This window comes from Sphingobium lactosutens, assembly GCF_013393185.1.
GTDB lineage: Bacteria > Pseudomonadota > Alphaproteobacteria > Sphingomonadales > Sphingomonadaceae > Sphingobium > Sphingobium lactosutens_A.
In genome coordinates this window covers 35,696-49,636 of sequence record NZ_QJQX01000031.1, presented here as the reverse complement: position 1 = coordinate 49,636, position 13,941 = coordinate 35,696, and the positions used below count along the sequence as shown (strand labels likewise).

13 protein-coding genes are annotated in these 13,941 nt (G+C 65.3%); 8 read left to right on the top strand and 5 right to left on the bottom strand.

From position 1 onward, the window contains the following. Positions 1 to 23: 23 nt before the first annotated feature. Positions 24 to 3,194: an efflux RND transporter permease subunit gene (locus DM806_RS04400; protein ID WP_179042023.1), complete on the bottom strand. Its 3,171-nt coding sequence runs from the start codon at positions 3,192 to 3,194 to the stop codon at positions 24 to 26. A 116-nt stretch (positions 3,195 to 3,310) separates the two neighbouring features. After that, on the bottom strand, positions 3,311 to 4,480 hold the full coding sequence (locus DM806_RS04395) for an efflux RND transporter periplasmic adaptor subunit (RefSeq protein ID WP_179042022.1): 1,170 nt from the start codon (positions 4,478 to 4,480) through the stop codon (positions 3,311 to 3,313). 243 nt (positions 4,481 to 4,723) lie between these two features. Here DM806_RS04395 and DM806_RS04390 point away from each other — a divergent pair, with 243 nt between their 5' ends. After that, positions 4,724 to 4,972, top strand: a complete 249-nt coding sequence (locus DM806_RS04390) for a GlsB/YeaQ/YmgE family stress response membrane protein (protein WP_179042021.1) — start codon at positions 4,724 to 4,726, stop codon at positions 4,970 to 4,972. 154 nt (positions 4,973 to 5,126) lie between these two features. On the opposite strand, the gene DM806_RS04385 is transcribed toward DM806_RS04390, so the two are convergent. From DM806_RS04385 to DM806_RS04375, 3 genes are all read right to left on the bottom strand, one after another. Then, entirely contained in the window at positions 5,127 to 5,381 is a 255-nt protein-coding gene (locus tag DM806_RS04385; RefSeq protein ID WP_093082464.1) for a GlsB/YeaQ/YmgE family stress response membrane protein, read from the bottom strand. 210 nt (positions 5,382 to 5,591) lie between these two features. Next, positions 5,592 to 5,891 carry a CtrA inhibitor SciP gene (gene sciP / locus DM806_RS04380; protein ID WP_009820412.1) on the bottom strand — a complete coding sequence of 100 codons (300 nt, stop codon included), beginning with the start codon at positions 5,889 to 5,891 and terminating at the stop codon, positions 5,592 to 5,594. Positions 5,892 to 5,995: 104 nt separating this feature from the next. Then, positions 5,996 to 6,295: a hypothetical protein gene (locus tag DM806_RS04375; protein WP_179042020.1), complete on the bottom strand. Its 300-nt coding sequence runs from the start codon at positions 6,293 to 6,295 to the stop codon at positions 5,996 to 5,998. Between the two features lie 152 nt (positions 6,296 to 6,447). On the opposite strand from DM806_RS04375, the gene mnmA reads away from it, so the two are divergent. From mnmA to DM806_RS04340, 7 genes are all read left to right on the top strand, one after another. After that, positions 6,448 to 7,554 (top strand): tRNA 2-thiouridine(34) synthase MnmA, encoded by a 1,107-nt coding sequence (mnmA, locus tag DM806_RS04370; protein WP_179042019.1) that lies wholly within the window; start codon positions 6,448 to 6,450, stop codon positions 7,552 to 7,554. Positions 7,555 to 7,694: 140 nt separating this feature from the next. Next, a complete protein-coding gene (locus DM806_RS04365; RefSeq protein WP_179042018.1) occupies positions 7,695 to 7,988 on the top strand; it encodes a hypothetical protein in 294 nt (97 codons plus the stop codon). 50 nt (positions 7,989 to 8,038) lie between these two features. Beyond that, entirely contained in the window at positions 8,039 to 8,701 is a 663-nt protein-coding gene (gene hisG, locus DM806_RS04360) for an ATP phosphoribosyltransferase (RefSeq protein WP_179042017.1), read from the top strand. After that, positions 8,691 to 9,980, top strand: a complete 1,290-nt coding sequence (hisD, locus tag DM806_RS04355; protein ID WP_179042016.1) for a histidinol dehydrogenase — start codon at positions 8,691 to 8,693, stop codon at positions 9,978 to 9,980. Before hisG ends, hisD begins: the two co-directional genes overlap by 11 nt. An 85-nt stretch (positions 9,981 to 10,065) precedes the next feature. Beyond that, complete coding sequence (gene nusB / locus DM806_RS04350) at positions 10,066 to 10,512, top strand: transcription antitermination factor NusB (protein ID WP_179042015.1); 447 nt, start codon at positions 10,066 to 10,068, stop codon at positions 10,510 to 10,512. Positions 10,513 to 10,625: 113 nt separating this feature from the next. Further along, a complete protein-coding gene (thiL, locus tag DM806_RS04345) occupies positions 10,626 to 11,537 on the top strand; it encodes a thiamine-phosphate kinase (protein WP_179042117.1) in 912 nt (303 codons plus the stop codon). 240 nt (positions 11,538 to 11,777) lie between these two features. Then, positions 11,778 to 13,904, top strand: coding sequence for a sodium-translocating pyrophosphatase (locus DM806_RS04340; protein WP_179042014.1), 2,127 nt, complete (start codon positions 11,778 to 11,780; stop codon positions 13,902 to 13,904). The last annotated feature ends 37 nt before the right edge of the window (positions 13,905 to 13,941 follow it).

Below are 13,941 nucleotides of genomic sequence, written 5' to 3'. Positions count from 1 at the left end.
CCTGAGACGCTCCGGCGGATCGGTCATTCGGCGGGATGGACCTGTCCCGGCACCGGCTTGCCATTGTCGCCCGGCTTGTAGGTGAGCAGCCCCCTGCCCAGCCGCGGCCCGACCCAGCTTTCGAGGCCGATCGCCAGGCTGAACACGGCCGGCACGATCACCAGCGTCAGCAAGGTCGACAGGATCAGGCCGCCGATCACGGTGATGCCCATCGGCGCGCGCCAGGCGCCGTCGCCCGACAGGGCCAGCGCTGTCGGGACCATGCCTGCCACCATAGCGACCGTGGTCATGACGATCGGCTGCGCACGCTTGTGCCCGGCGTCGATGATCGCCTCCTTCTTGGGCACGCCCTTTTCCATCTCCTCCAGTGCGAAGTCGATGACGAGGATTGAGTTTTTGGCGACGATGCCGAGCAGCATGAGCAGCCCGATGAACACCGGCATGGAAATGGGCTGGCCGGCGATATGCAGCGCCAGCGCGCCACCCAGCGGCGCCAGCAGCAACGAGCCCAGGTTCACGAAGGGCGGCATGATCCGCTTGTAGAGCAGCGTCAGCACCGCCAGCACCAGCATGATGCCGGAAAAGACGGCGATGGCGAAATTGGTCAGCATTTCCGCCTGGAACTTGCTGTCGCCGACATTGAGTTTCTGGACGCCCTGTACCCGGCCTTCGTTGATCGCCTTCATCAGCGGCAGAGCGTTGATCTTGGTCATCGCCTGGCTTGTCACCATGCCGGGCGACAGGTCCGCGCCGACGACGACACGGCGAATCTGGTTGTAGCGGCGGATCTGCGTCGGCCCGGCGCCGAAGCTGATGTCGGCCACGACCTTGAGCGGCACAGATCCGCCCGACACGGTGGGCACCGGCATATTCTCGATCGTGGCGAGATCCTTGCGGCTTTCCTCCGCCAACGAGACGCGGATCGGGATCTGTCGGTCGGCCAGGGAGAATTTGGCGCTGTTCTGGTCGATGTCGCCGATTGTCGCGATGCGGATCGACTGGCTGAGCGCCATGGTCGTCACGCCCAGGCTGGCGGCCAGGTCCAGGCGCGGCTTGATGATGATTTCGGGGCGCTGCATGTCGCCCTGCACGCGCGGCGCGCGTAGTTCGGGGATGCCGGCCATTTCATGCACCAGCTGGTTGGCGGTCTTTTCCAGCAGATCCGGATCGTCCGACCCGAACATCATGATGATGTCGCGGCCAAAGCCGCCGCCCGACTGCGACTGGAAATTGACCCGCGCGTCGGCGATGGTCTGGAATTTGGGCGCGACCTTGCGCTCCCAGTCGACCGAACTGATCGGCCGGTCCTTCTTCAGCGTCAGGAAGATGTCGGCGGTGGTCGGCTCGATATCGGCGAAGGCCGCCTCGACCACATCCTTGTCTGCGGCGAGCAGGTCCGCGACCTTGCGCGTGATCGCGGTCGTCTGTTGCAGCGTGCTGCCCGGCACCGTCTCGATCTTCACCTGGCTGAAATCGGTGTTGGTCGTCGGCTGGAAGGTCATCGGCAGCGTCGCGAAGGCCCAGATGGTGCAGCCGAACGCCGCAAAACCGATGCCCAGCGTCCAGACGCGATGGTCAGTGAAGAAGCCGGCGGTCCGGTTGCGGAAGCCGCCGCGCGCGCGGCGCTGCTTCGCCTTGCGATCCTCCAGCGACCAGCGCAGCACGCCCATATAGCGGTCCATCAGCCAGCCTTCGCCATGACTTGCCTCGCCATGCGCCTTCAGGAAATAGGCGGCGATCATCGGCGTGATGAGGCGCGCGACGGCCAGGCTCATCAGCACCGACACGACGACGGTCATGCCGAACTGGATGAAGAACTGGCCCGATATGCCGGGCATCAGCGCGACCGGCAGGAACACCGCGACGATCGCCATGGTGGTCGCCAGCACCGCGAGGCCGATCTCGTCCGCGGCATCGATCGACGCCTGATAGGCCGACTTGCCCATGCGCATATGGCGCACGATATTCTCGATCTCCACGATCGCGTCATCGACCAGCACGCCCGCCACCAGGCTGAGCGCCAGCAGCGAGATGCCGTTCAGCGTGAAGCCCATCATGTCCATGAACCAGAAGGCGGGGATGGCCGACAGCGGAATGGCCAGCGCCGAAATCATCGTCGCGCGCCAGTCGCGCAGGAACAGGAAGACGATGACGACCGCCAGCACGGCGCCTTCGATCATCGCCGCCATGGCGCTGTGATATTGTTCCTTGGTATAGCCGACGCTGGTGTAAAGTTGCTTGTACTGGACCTTCGGATTTTCCTTCCTGAGCTGGTCCAGCACCTTCATCGCATTGTCGTAGACGGTGACGTCGGACGACCCCTTGGCCTTCTCCATGCTGAAGCTGGTCACTTGCCGCCCGTTCATCAGCGACAGGCTGCGCTGTTCGGCATACATGTCGCGCACGGTGGCGAGGTCGGCCAGCTTGACCGTGCGTCCGCCGGAAATGGCGATCTGGGTATCCCCCAGTTGGCGGGCATTCTGTGCGTTGCCGAGCACGCGGATCGACTGTTCAGCGCCCGCAATCTCGGTCCGTCCGCCCGCCGCGTTCAGATTGACCTGGTTCAGCTGGGCGTTCACCTGCGCGGCGGTGACGCCATAAGCCTGGAGCCGGGCCGGATCGAGGATGACGCGGATTTCACGGCTGACGCCGCCGCCGCGATTGACCGCGGCCATGCCGCTGATGCCCAGCAGCCGCTTGGCGACCGTGTTGTCCACATACCAGGACAGTTCCTCCAGCGTCATGTCGGTCGCTTCGGCGCTGAAATAGGCGATCGGCCCGCCATCGATGTCGATGCGCTGGACCTGTGGCTCCAATATGCCCTCGGGCAGGTCGCTGCGGATCTGGTCCACGGCATTCTTGACGTCGTTGACCGCGCGGTCGACCGGCGTGCCGATCTGGAACTGCACTTGGGTCAGCGACCGGCCTTCGGATGCGAAGGAGGTGATGTCGTCGACGCCGCTGATGCCGCGTACCGCGGCCTCGACCCGCTGCGTGACCTGCGTCTCCAGTTCGGTTGGTGCCGCGCCGGGTTGCGACACGGTCACGCTGACCATCGGGAAGCTGACGTCGGGGTTATTGTTGACGTCCATCCGCATGAAGCTGACGATCCCAGCCATCATCAGCGCGGCGAACAGCACCAGCGGCGTCACCGGATTGCGGATCGCCCATGCGGAAATATTGCGAAAATCCATGACGCGCTTCCTTCGCCGGACGCTGCTGGCGTCCCCCTAATCTTCTATGGCGCGCGATTGCCCGCGCGCAAAATGATGGCGCGGCGCCGGCTGGCGCCGCATGCCTAGTCCGGGCCTTATCCGGCTTTGAGCGCCTCGGGCTTGACCTTCTGCCCAGGCGTCAGGAAGGCACCGGCCGACGTCACGATCTTTTCGGAGCCGTCGATCCCGCTGGTCACCGCGACGCCCGCATCGGACACCTGGCCGACGGTTACGTCGCGTCGTTCCACCTGACCCTTGGCGTTGACGATATAGACATAGCTGCCCTTGGCGTCGTTCTGCACCGCCGATTCCGGCAGCAGCGGCGCGTTGCCCGATCCGCTGGTGATCATGGCAGAGGCAAAACCGCCCGGCCGGATCGCCGCATTATAGGGCACGGCGATGCGGGCGATGCCCTGCCGCGTCTGCGGGTCGATCACCGGCGACACTTGCCACACCCGGCCGGCAAAGCCCTGCTTGCCGCCGATCGGCGTCACCGTCGCGCTATTACCGGCGCGCAGCGTCGCGAGGTCGGCTTCGGAGACCTGCGCCTGCATTTCCATCTCGCCATCCTTGGCCATGCGGAACAACACCCCGCCACCCGCCTGGACGATCTGGCCCGGCTCGACGGTGCGCGTCAGCACCAGCCCGGCGGCGGGCGCACGAATGTCCAGCCGCCCGGTGCGCGCCTGCTGCTCGGCGAGTTGCGCGGCCGCGACGCGCACCTGGGCCTCGGCCTGATCGCGCGTGGCGGTGCGCTGGTCGATATCGGCGGCGCTGATGAAGCCGCGCCCGACCAGTGCCTTGGCGCGATCGAGCTGCGCCTGCGCCAGCTTCGCATTGGCCCGCTGCACTTCCAGCTGCGCGTCGAGCGAGCGGACCTGTTCGGCCTGGACCGACCGCTCGACGGTCGCCAGCACCTGGCCGGCGCGCACCCAGTCGCCCGGCTGCACCAGCACCCGCGTCACCATGCCGCCTTCGCCGACCACGCCCACCGGCATGTCGACCCGCGCGGCGAGCGAGCCGGTGGCGGTGACGGTCCGCGATACATTGGACAGGCCGGGGCTGCTCACGGTGACGACCGGTACCTGCGCAGCCGGGGCGGCGGTGTTCGCGCTTTCGCCCCCGCGCATGGAAATCGCCACCGCAGCCACGACCAGCGCCAGTGCGATGCCGCCCCCGATCAGCAGCCGCTTGCGGCTCCGACGCGATTCATCTTCGCTGATGACGACAGCGGAGTCGCCCAACAAATGGGTTTCGTAATTCATGCCGATTCCATCTCTCCGGCGCTTCGCCCCTATTGGATGACTGTATTATATGAATACATCACCGCCCTCAAGTCCCAATATCATGCGCAAAGGGGGCAGGGCAAAACGATAATGACGGTGGATGGAGGGGGATTGGCGACCAGCCGTTCGTCTCACCCGCTTCGGAAGTGCATCGACTTGCCAAAGGCCGTTGCTTGTGGCGCAATGTCGGCTGGTGCGGGGGGACGAGGGAAGGGGCGCGCCATGGAATTGCTGGGATGGATCATAATCGGCCTGCTGGCCGGCGCCCTTGCGAGGCTGGCGATGCCGGGCCGGGATCCCGGCGGGTGTATCGTCACCCTGTTGCTGGGGATTGCGGGTGCGCTGCTGGCCGGCTTTGTGGGACGGCTCGCAGGACTTTATGCACCGGGGGAGCGGGCGGGTTTCGCTGCCGCCCTGCTGGGGGCGATCGCAATATTGGCCCTCTATCGCTGGTTCGTGGACCGCCGGTGAGCGGGCAGGAAAAAGGGCCGCGCCTTGCGGGCGCGGCCTTTGCGATGGAATGTCCCGATCGTTAGAGCCGTGAACGAATCGTCCACGGCTCTAATTGTCTTTTGACTACCGCATATTGCGAGCTGTCGACTGTTCCAGCCTGCTTCAAAATGTTTTAGCGAACCGATCCACGCCGGACCAGATTGACGATCGCCAGCAGGATGATGGCGCCCACCAGCGACACCAGGAAGCTGTAGAGCGTCAGACCTTCATTGATGGAACCGCCGCTGAAGATCAGGCCGCCGATGAAGGCGCCGACGATGCCGACGACAATATTGAGCAGGATGCCCTGCTGCGCATCGGTCCGCATGACCATGCTGGCAAGCCAGCCGATAATGCCGCCGACGATAAGCCACAAGATGATGCCCATGCTACTCTCCTTGACCACGCCCTTGCGGGTTGTGTGCCTGTTCAACGGAGAAGCGCGCATCGCGTTCCATGGATCAAAAAATGATTCCGGTTGGGAAACCATCGCGCCCTTGCACGGTTGCACGGCAATCGCGGGCCTGCTGCGCGCACGAAAAAGGGCCGCCCGAACCATCGGGCAGCCCTTTTTCAGCGGCATCCTCTTACCTGGGCGTCAGTATTTCTGCTGACGCTCGTACAGGGACTTATAATATTGGATGCGCGTTACCCGAAGGCCATGCATGCCGGATCGGTCGACCGCCCGCTGCCAGCCGGCAAATTCCTCCAGCGTAAGATTATAGCGCGCGCAGGCTTCATCGACGGACAGCAATCCGCCGTTGACCGCGGCCACGACTTCCGCCTTGCGCCGCACGACCCAGCGGGTCGTGTCACGGGGCGGCAAGCTGTCCAGGGTCAGGGGCTCACCAAGCGGGCCGACGACCTGGGCGGGCCTGATTTTCTGGTTCTCGATCATTCTTACCCTCAATTTGCGGCACTGGCGTTGCCGAATTCAGCAGTGACACCCTTTTTCTTCCCGAGGCCTGAACATCGGCTAAAGCGCCACGGTAAACACTGCCTTCATCTTCCTTGCCCCCCGGCGAGACGGTTCGCGATCAGCGGATTGAAGCTGCCCGCAAGCCGAACGGCCTCGATCGTGCCGTCGGAACGTGGCGCGAAAATATCGGCCAGCTCCTGGATCCAGTCGTCGTCCCCATCCTGCCCCCGCAGGACGCCCGCGACCGCCTTCGCTGTCGGGCTGGCCGCCTGGGCAGCCGCGGTCGCGGCCTTCAGGAACGGCCAGACCGGCGCGCGTGGCCAGCCTGGAACCTTGGCGCTGGCGGGGGTCAGCCCGCCGGCCCGGAGGAAACTCAAGTCCATGGACAGTCTTTTAGGATGGAATGGATAACCGTCGGTAAATCCGGTCAACGCTTTGTCGCTTGGTTTGGCCTATCCGGTCGCCAAAACGCGCTTTGGGCGTCATAATTCGTTAACTTTTGCGATTGGGCCGCCGCTGCACTATATGCGCGCCCATGCAGCCCCAGTTCCAGCTTCCTCAGCCGCTCAAGGAGCGGCGCATCGTCGTCGCCATGTCGGGCGGCGTGGACAGCAGCGTCGTCGCCGCGCTCGCCGCGAAGACCGGCGCCGAAGTCATCGGCGTCACGCTACAGCTATACGACCATGGCGCCGCCGTCGGCCGCACCGGCAGCTGCTGCGCCGGGCAGGACATACGCGACGCGCGCGCGGTCGCCGACCGTATCGGCATCGCGCACTATGTCTTTGATTATGAAACCGCCTTCCGCGATTCGGTAATCGCCGACTTTGCCGACGAATATATGGCCGGCCGCACCCCCATCCCCTGTGTGAAGTGCAATATGGGCGTGAAGTTCACCGACCTGTTCCAGATCGCGCGGGATCTGGGCGCCGACTGCCTCGCCACCGGCCATTATGTCCAGCGCGTGGAGGGGCCGCAGGGCGCGGAGCTGTACCGCGCCGCCGACCCGGCCCGCGACCAGAGCTATTTCTTGTTCGCCACGACTCAGGCGCAGCTCGACTATCTGCGCTTCCCGCTGGGTGGCCTGCCCAAGCCGCAGGTGCGCGAGATCGCCGCCGAACTCGGCCTGTCGGTGGCCTTGAAGCCCGACAGTCAGGATATCTGCTTCGTGCCCGATGGCGATTATGCGAAGATCGTGCGCAAACTGCGCCCCGATGCGGACGAGGGCGGCGATATCGTCCATATCGACGGCCGGACGCTCGGTCGGCACAAGGGGATGATCCACTACACCGTCGGCCAGCGCAAGGGACTGGAGATCGGCGGCCAGCCCGATCCGCTCTATGTCGTGCGGCTGGACGCCGAAGGCCGCCGCGTGATCGTGGGGCCGAAGGCGGCGCTCGCCGTATCGGGCGCGCGCCTTTCCGACATCAACTGGCTGGGCGGCGACTTTGCCGGCCCGCTGACCGCCAAGGTGCGGTCGATGGCCAAGCCCGTCCCCGCGCGGCTGGATGGCGACCGCCTGCTCTTCGACGCGCCGGAATATGGCGTTGCGCCGGGGCAGGCCGCGGTCCTCTACGCCGGCGACCGCGTGCTGGGCGGCGGCTGGATCGCGCAGACGCAAGCCGCGATGGCGGAGGCGGCGTAACTACCCTTCCTCTCCGTCATGCCAGCGAAGGCTGGCATCCCACTGTTCTTTGGATGCAACGCTAGAGGCAGGATCCCGGCCTTCGCCGGGATGACGGCCTGAAAGATGGCACACCGGAACTTATTGAGCTATTGAGAGGCATGGATTTTTCCGGTTTTCTCGTTATTCCGCTCAGCGCTGTCATCATGGCTGTCGCCTTGGTTAGCGCAGAGATTGTTCGTTGGCGCGGCAGCGTGTTTCGACTTGCCTTTGCCATTTCCTACATCCTTGGCTTGCTCTTGATTCAGCCATGGTGGACCAATTCAGCAACAGAAATAGGCATGTCCGCCATTATGTTACTTATATTGGCCCTGTGGGTCGTGGGGGGATGTATTATTGGCGCAATACCCGCAATGCTCCTTATCGCCATCGGCAAATGGATGGCACGACGCTGAATTCCCCAAACCTTGCCCTTTTACGCCCCCGCGCGTAAGGCGCGCGCGTCATGACTCGTTCGCTCACCTTCGCCATCCCCAAGGGCCGCATCCTCGATGAAGCGCTGCCCCTGCTCGCCAAAGCCGGTATCGAGCCGGAGGCGGAGTTTCATGACAAGAAGAGCCGCGCGCTGCGTTTCGCCACCAATCGGCCCGACGTGTCGATCATCCGCGTGCGCGCGTTCGACGTCGCCACCTTCGTCGCCCACGGCGCGGCGCAGATCGGCATCGTCGGCTCGGACGTAGTCGAGGAGTTCAACTATTCCGAACTCTACGCGCCGGTCGATCTCGACATCGGCCATTGCCGCCTGTCGGTCGCCGAACCGGTCGATGCCGCCGACGAGGATCAGGCCGCGATGAGCCATGTCCGCGTCGCGACCAAATATCCGCACCTCACCCGCCGCTATTATGAAAGGCGCGGGCTTCAGGCCGAATGCGTGAAGCTGAATGGCGCGATGGAACTCGCCCCCTCGCTCGGCCTGTCGCGCCGGATCGTCGATCTCGTCTCGTCGGGCGCGACGCTCAAGGCCAACGGCCTCGTCGAAACCGATATCATCATGCAGATCAGCGCGCGCCTGATCGTCAACCGCGCCGCCTACAAGATGCGCTCGGCCGAATTGTCGCCGCTGGTCGAGGCGTTCCGCGCCGCCGTGGGGGTGAAGGATGCCGCTTAAGCTCTCCACCACCGACGCCGATTTCGCGTCCGCCTTTACCGCGCTGGTCGATGCCCGCCGCGAGGCGGACGAGGATGTCTCGCGCGACGTGACCGCGATCCTGAAGCGTGTCCGCGCCGAAGGCGATACGGCGCTCGCCGATTACACCCAGCGTTTCGACCGCCATGACCTGAACGTCAGCGGCTGGGCCGTCACCCCGGCGGAAACCCGCGCGGCGCTCGACGGCATCTCGACAGAATTGCGCGACGCGCTCGAACTCGCCGCCGCGCGCATCACCGCCTATCATGAAAAGCAGAAGCCGCAGGACAGCGACGGCGTGGACAGCGCGGGCGTCCGTCTCGGCGCGCGCTGGAACGCGGTCGACGCCGCCGGTCTCTATGTGCCGGGCGGGCGCGCCGCCTATCCCAGTTCGCTGCTGATGAACGTGATCCCCGCCAAGGTCGCGGGCGTAGAGCGTATCGCCATGGTGACGCCGACCCCCAATGGCGAGATCAATCCGCTGGTCCTCGCCGCCGCGCAGATCGCCGGGATCGAGGAAATCTGGCGCGTCGGCGGGGCGCAGGCTGTCGCCGCGCTCGCCTATGGCACCGACCGGATCAGGCCCGTCGACGTGATCACCGGCCCCGGCAACGCCTGGGTCGCCGAAGCCAAGCGCCAGCTCTACGGCGTGGTCGGCATCGACATGGTCGCCGGCCCATCCGAGATCGTGGTCGTTGCGGACGGCAAGAACGACCCGGAATGGACCGCCGCCGACCTGCTCAGCCAGTCGGAACATGATCCGACCAGCCAGTCGATCCTTTTCACCGACGACGCGGCCTTTGCCGATGCGGTCGCCGATGCGGTTCAGCAGCAGCTTCCCAAGCTGACGACGAGGGGTGTTGCGACCGCAAGCTGGGAGGCCAATGGCGCGATCATCCTGGTCCGCGACCTGGACGAAGCCATGCCGCTGGTCGATCGCCTTGCCGCCGAGCATCTGGAACTGGCGGTGGACGATCCCGACCGCTATTTCGCGCAGGTCCGCCATGCGGGGTCGGTCTTCCTTGGCCGGATGACGCCCGAAGCGGTCGGCGATTATGTCGCCGGGCCGAACCACGTCCTGCCCACTGGCCGCCGCGCCCGCTTCTCGTCGGGCCTGTCTGTGCTCGACTTCATGAAGCGCACCAGCTTCCTCAGCCTGACGCCGCAAGCGATCGGCGCGATCGGCCCCGCCGCCGTCGCGCTGGCGCAGGCGGAAGGGCTGCCCGCGCACGCCGCCTCGGTGGCGCTCCGATTGAAATAAAAACCCGTTCGCTTCGAGCGCTGTCGAAAAGCCCGCGCGCAGCGCTTCTCGACAAGCTCGAACCGAACGGAGTAGGGACATTATGATGAACGATCGCTCCAAATCCCGCTCCGCCGCGCGCCTCGCCGCGGTTCAGGCGCTCTACCAGCTCGAAATGGAGGGTACGCCCGTCCATATCCTGCTGCACGAATTCCATCAGCACCGCCTTGGCGCCACGATCGAGGATGTCACTTACGCGCAGGCGGAAGAGCCGTTCTTCGACGATATCGTGCAGGGCGTCGACCGTCGCCGCGACGAGATTGACGGCCTGATCGCCGCGCGCCTGTCGAGCGGCTGGAGCCTCGACCGCCTCGACAAGCCGATGCGCCAGATCTTGCGCGCCGGCACCTATGAATTGCTCGCCCGCCTCGATGTCGGCACTGGCACGGTCATCAGCGAATATGTCGACGTCGCCCACGCCTTCTACGACAAGCGTGAGGCGGGCTTCGTCAACGGTTTGCTCGACGGCGTGTCGAAGGATGTGCGGAAGTAAGGCCATATCGTCACCCTGAACTTGTTTCAGGGTCCATTGGCTCTACGCTTGCGCAGCCATGCAGCGCTTGTGCTCATGGATGCTGAATCAAGTTCAGCATGACGGTTATTCTTATGTCCGCCGAATCCCGCTTCCTGACCCTGCTGCGCCTGCTCGCCCATGATCCGGCGGCGCAGGGGCTGGTGGACGATGTCGCGATCCTCCCCATCGGCGCCAGCCGCCTGATCCTCACCAGCGACACGATGGTGGAGGGGGTCCATTACCTCCCCACCGATCCCCCGGCCGATATCGGCTGGAAGCTGGCGGCGGTGAATCTGTCCGACCTTGCGGCGAAGGGCGCGCGGCCGGTCGGCTGCCTGCTCAACTATGCGCTGTCGGGCGACGAAGCCTGGGACGAAGCCTTTATCGCCGGTCTTGGCGAGGCGCTCGATCGGCACGCCATGCCGCTGCTGGGCGGCGACACGGTGAAGATGCCCGCCGGTTCGGCGCGCAGTTACAGCCTGACCGCCATCGGCGAAGCGACCGGCCCGGTGCCTACGCGTACAGGCGCACAGGCTGGCGATCTGCTCTATGTCACCGGCCCGGTCGGCGACGCGGGCGTGGGCCTTCACCTCGCCGGCGCCGATCCGTCCGCATCCGGCCCGCTGGTCGAAGCCTATCGCCGCCCGCGCCCGCGCCTGGCCGAAGGCGCGCTGCTCGCGCCCGTCGCGACGGCGATGATGGATATCTCCGATGGCCTGCTGATCGATGCGTCCCGCATGGCGCAGGCGAGCGGCGTCGCCATCACCATCGACCATATCCCGCTGTCCCCCGCGCTCGAAAAGGTGCGTGGCGGCGGCACGGCGGTTCAGATCGCCGCCGCCCGCGCCGGCGACGATTATGAACTGCTCTTCGCGCTGCCACGTGGCGTGAGGTCCCCGGTCCGCGCCGTTCCTGTCGGCCATGTCGCAGAAGGGACCGGCCTCACCCTGATGATCGACGGCGCGGTCATTCCCTTGCCTGACCGGCTCGGCTGGGAGCATTGATCCAGATTGTCGCCCAGGCGGCTTGACGCGCGCCGTCGGGCCTGTAGCTTTCTTCCACCCTATTCTCAGCCGGTTGGAGCGTTTGCATGCGTGCCGCCCCGTTGCTGATTGACGCGGTGCCCGATGCCGGAACCCTGCTTCCGGCCGTCCGCCCCCGCGCGCCCGAAACTTGCCCTTCGTCTGCCCGTCATTCCCTGCGGAGCGGCCGATGACAGCAACAACAGGGGGAGAGGAACAAGCATGGAGATAGTCTATATCGCCATAGGGTGCGGCCTGCTGGCCATACTCTATGGGTTGTTCACCAGTCGTCAGGTGCTTAGCCAATCGCCGGGCAACGACACGATGCAGGCGATCGCGGGGGCGATCCAGGAAGGGGCGAAGGCCTATCTCGGCCGCCAATATACGACCATCGCGATCGTCGGGATCGTCGTCGCGGTCATCGTCGCGCTGTTCCTCGGGCTCACCTCTGCGGTCGGCTTTCTGATCGGTGCGATCCTGTCGGGGGCGGCGGGCTTCATCGGCATGAATATCTCCGTGCGCGCCAATGTCCGCACCGCCGAAGCCTGCCGGGGCACGCTCCAGAGCGGCCTTACCGTCGCCTTTCGCGCGGGCGCGATCACCGGGATGCTGGTGGCCGGTCTTGCCCTGCTCGCGATCAGCACCTTCTTCTGGTATCTGACCGGCCCGGCCGGCCATGCGCCCGACGACCGGCTGGTGATCGACTCCCTGGTGGCGCTGGCCTTCGGCGCGTCGCTCATCTCCATCTTCGCGCGGCTCGGCGGCGGCATCTTCACCAAGGCGGCCGACGTCGGCGCGGACCTGGTGGGCAAGGTCGAGGCCGGCATTCCGGAGGATGATCCCCGCAATCCCGCCGTCATCGCCGACAATGTGGGCGACAATGTCGGCGACTGTGCGGGCATGGCGGCCGACCTCTTTGAAACCTATGTCGTCACCGTCGGCGCGACCATGGTGCTGACCGCCCTGCTGGTGAGCGGCGTCGACAACGCTTTCCTGATGAAGCTGATGGCCCTGCCGCTGATCGTTGGCGGCGTGTGCATCATCACCTCGATCATCGGCACCTATATGGTTCGCCTTGGCGCCAGCCAGTCGATCATGGGCGCACTCTATAAGGGCTTCTGGACCACCGCCATCCTGTCCATCCCGGCCATCTACGGCGTCAGCACCTGGGTGCTGGGCGACATGAACGCGGTGTTCGGCGCCGATCTCGACGGGATCGGGGGCTATACCGGCATGGCGCTCTTCTGGTCGATGATGGTCGGGCTGGCCGTCACTGGCCTGCTGGTGGTCATTACGGAATATTATACCGGCACCAATTATCGCCCAGTCCGCTCCATCGCCAAGGCGTCGGAGACTGGCCACGGCACCAACGTCATTCAGGGGCTGGCGGTCAGTCTGGAATCGACCGCGATGCCGACCCTCGTCATCGTGATCGGCATCATCGTCGCGCACCAGCTGGCGGGGCTGATCGGCATTGCCTTCGCCGCGACCGCGATGCTGGCGCTGGCCGGCATGGTGGTGGCGCTCGACGCCTATGGTCCCGTCACCGACAATGCCGGCGGCATCGCGGAGATGAGCCATCTCGACGACAGCGTCCGGGTGAAGACCGACGCGCTCGACGCGGTGGGCAACACGACGAAGGCGGTGACGAAGGGCTATGCGATCGGATCGGCGGGCCTCGCCGCGCTGGTCCTGTTCGGCGCCTATACGGAGGATCTGAAATTCTACAATGCGGCGCTGGGCCTGACCGCGCCGGTCGATTTCAGCCTGTCCAACCCCTATGTCATCGTCGGCTTGCTGCTGGGCGCGCTGTTGCCCTATCTGTTCGGCGCCATGGGGATGACCGCCGTCGGCAGGGCGGCGGGCGATGTGGTCAAGGATGTCCGCGACCAGTTCGCCACCAATAAGGGCATCATGGAGGGCACGTCGCGTCCCAACTATGCCCGCACCGTCGACCTCGTCACCCGCGCCGCGATCAAGGAGATGATCGTGCCCAGCCTGCTGCCGGTGCTGGCGCCGATCATCGTCTATTTCGCGATCGCGGCGGTGGCCGGGGTAGACAACGGTTTTGCGGCCTTGGGCGCATTGCTGCTGGGCGTCATCGTCTCGGGACTGTTCGTGGCCATTTCGATGACCTCGGGCGGCGGCGCCTGGGACAATGCCAAGAAATATATCGAGGACGGCCATCATGGCGGCAAGGGCAGCGAAGCCCACAAGGCGGCCGTGACCGGCGATACGGTCGGCGATCCCTACAAGGATACCGCCGGTCCGGCGGTCAATCCGATGATCAAGATCACCAACATCGTCGCATTGCTGCTGCTTGCGGCGCTGGCGCACGGCGCATCCTGACGGATGAGGGGGACGGAGCCGGATCGAGGATCGGCTC

Bases quoted from the DNA above. Each gene is read 5' to 3' on its own strand.
- DM806_RS04400 (WP_179042023.1), bottom strand. From the start codon at position 3,194: ATGGATTTTCGCAATATTTCCGCATGGGCGATCCGCAATCCGGTGACG.
- DM806_RS04385 (WP_093082464.1), bottom strand. From the start codon at position 5,381: ATGGGCATCATCTTGTGGCTTATCGTCGGCGGCATTATCGGCTGGCTT.
- DM806_RS04395 (WP_179042022.1), bottom strand. From the start codon at position 4,480: ATGAATTACGAAACCCATTTGTTGGGCGACTCCGCTGTCGTCATCAGC.
- hisD (WP_179042016.1), top strand. From the start codon at position 8,691: ATGCCGCTTAAGCTCTCCACCACCGACGCCGATTTCGCGTCCGCCTTT.
- sciP (WP_009820412.1), bottom strand. From the start codon at position 5,891: ATGATCGAGAACCAGAAAATCAGGCCCGCCCAGGTCGTCGGCCCGCTT.
- mnmA (WP_179042019.1), top strand. From the start codon at position 6,448: ATGCAGCCCCAGTTCCAGCTTCCTCAGCCGCTCAAGGAGCGGCGCATC.
- thiL (WP_179042117.1), top strand. From the start codon at position 10,626: ATGTCCGCCGAATCCCGCTTCCTGACCCTGCTGCGCCTGCTCGCCCAT.
- hisG (WP_179042017.1), top strand. From the start codon at position 8,039: ATGACTCGTTCGCTCACCTTCGCCATCCCCAAGGGCCGCATCCTCGAT.
- DM806_RS04340 (WP_179042014.1), top strand. From the start codon at position 11,778: ATGGAGATAGTCTATATCGCCATAGGGTGCGGCCTGCTGGCCATACTC.
- DM806_RS04365 (WP_179042018.1), top strand. From the start codon at position 7,695: ATGGATTTTTCCGGTTTTCTCGTTATTCCGCTCAGCGCTGTCATCATG.
- DM806_RS04390 (WP_179042021.1), top strand. From the start codon at position 4,724: ATGGAATTGCTGGGATGGATCATAATCGGCCTGCTGGCCGGCGCCCTT.
- nusB (WP_179042015.1), top strand. From the start codon at position 10,066: ATGAACGATCGCTCCAAATCCCGCTCCGCCGCGCGCCTCGCCGCGGTT.
- DM806_RS04375 (WP_179042020.1), bottom strand. From the start codon at position 6,295: ATGGACTTGAGTTTCCTCCGGGCCGGCGGGCTGACCCCCGCCAGCGCC.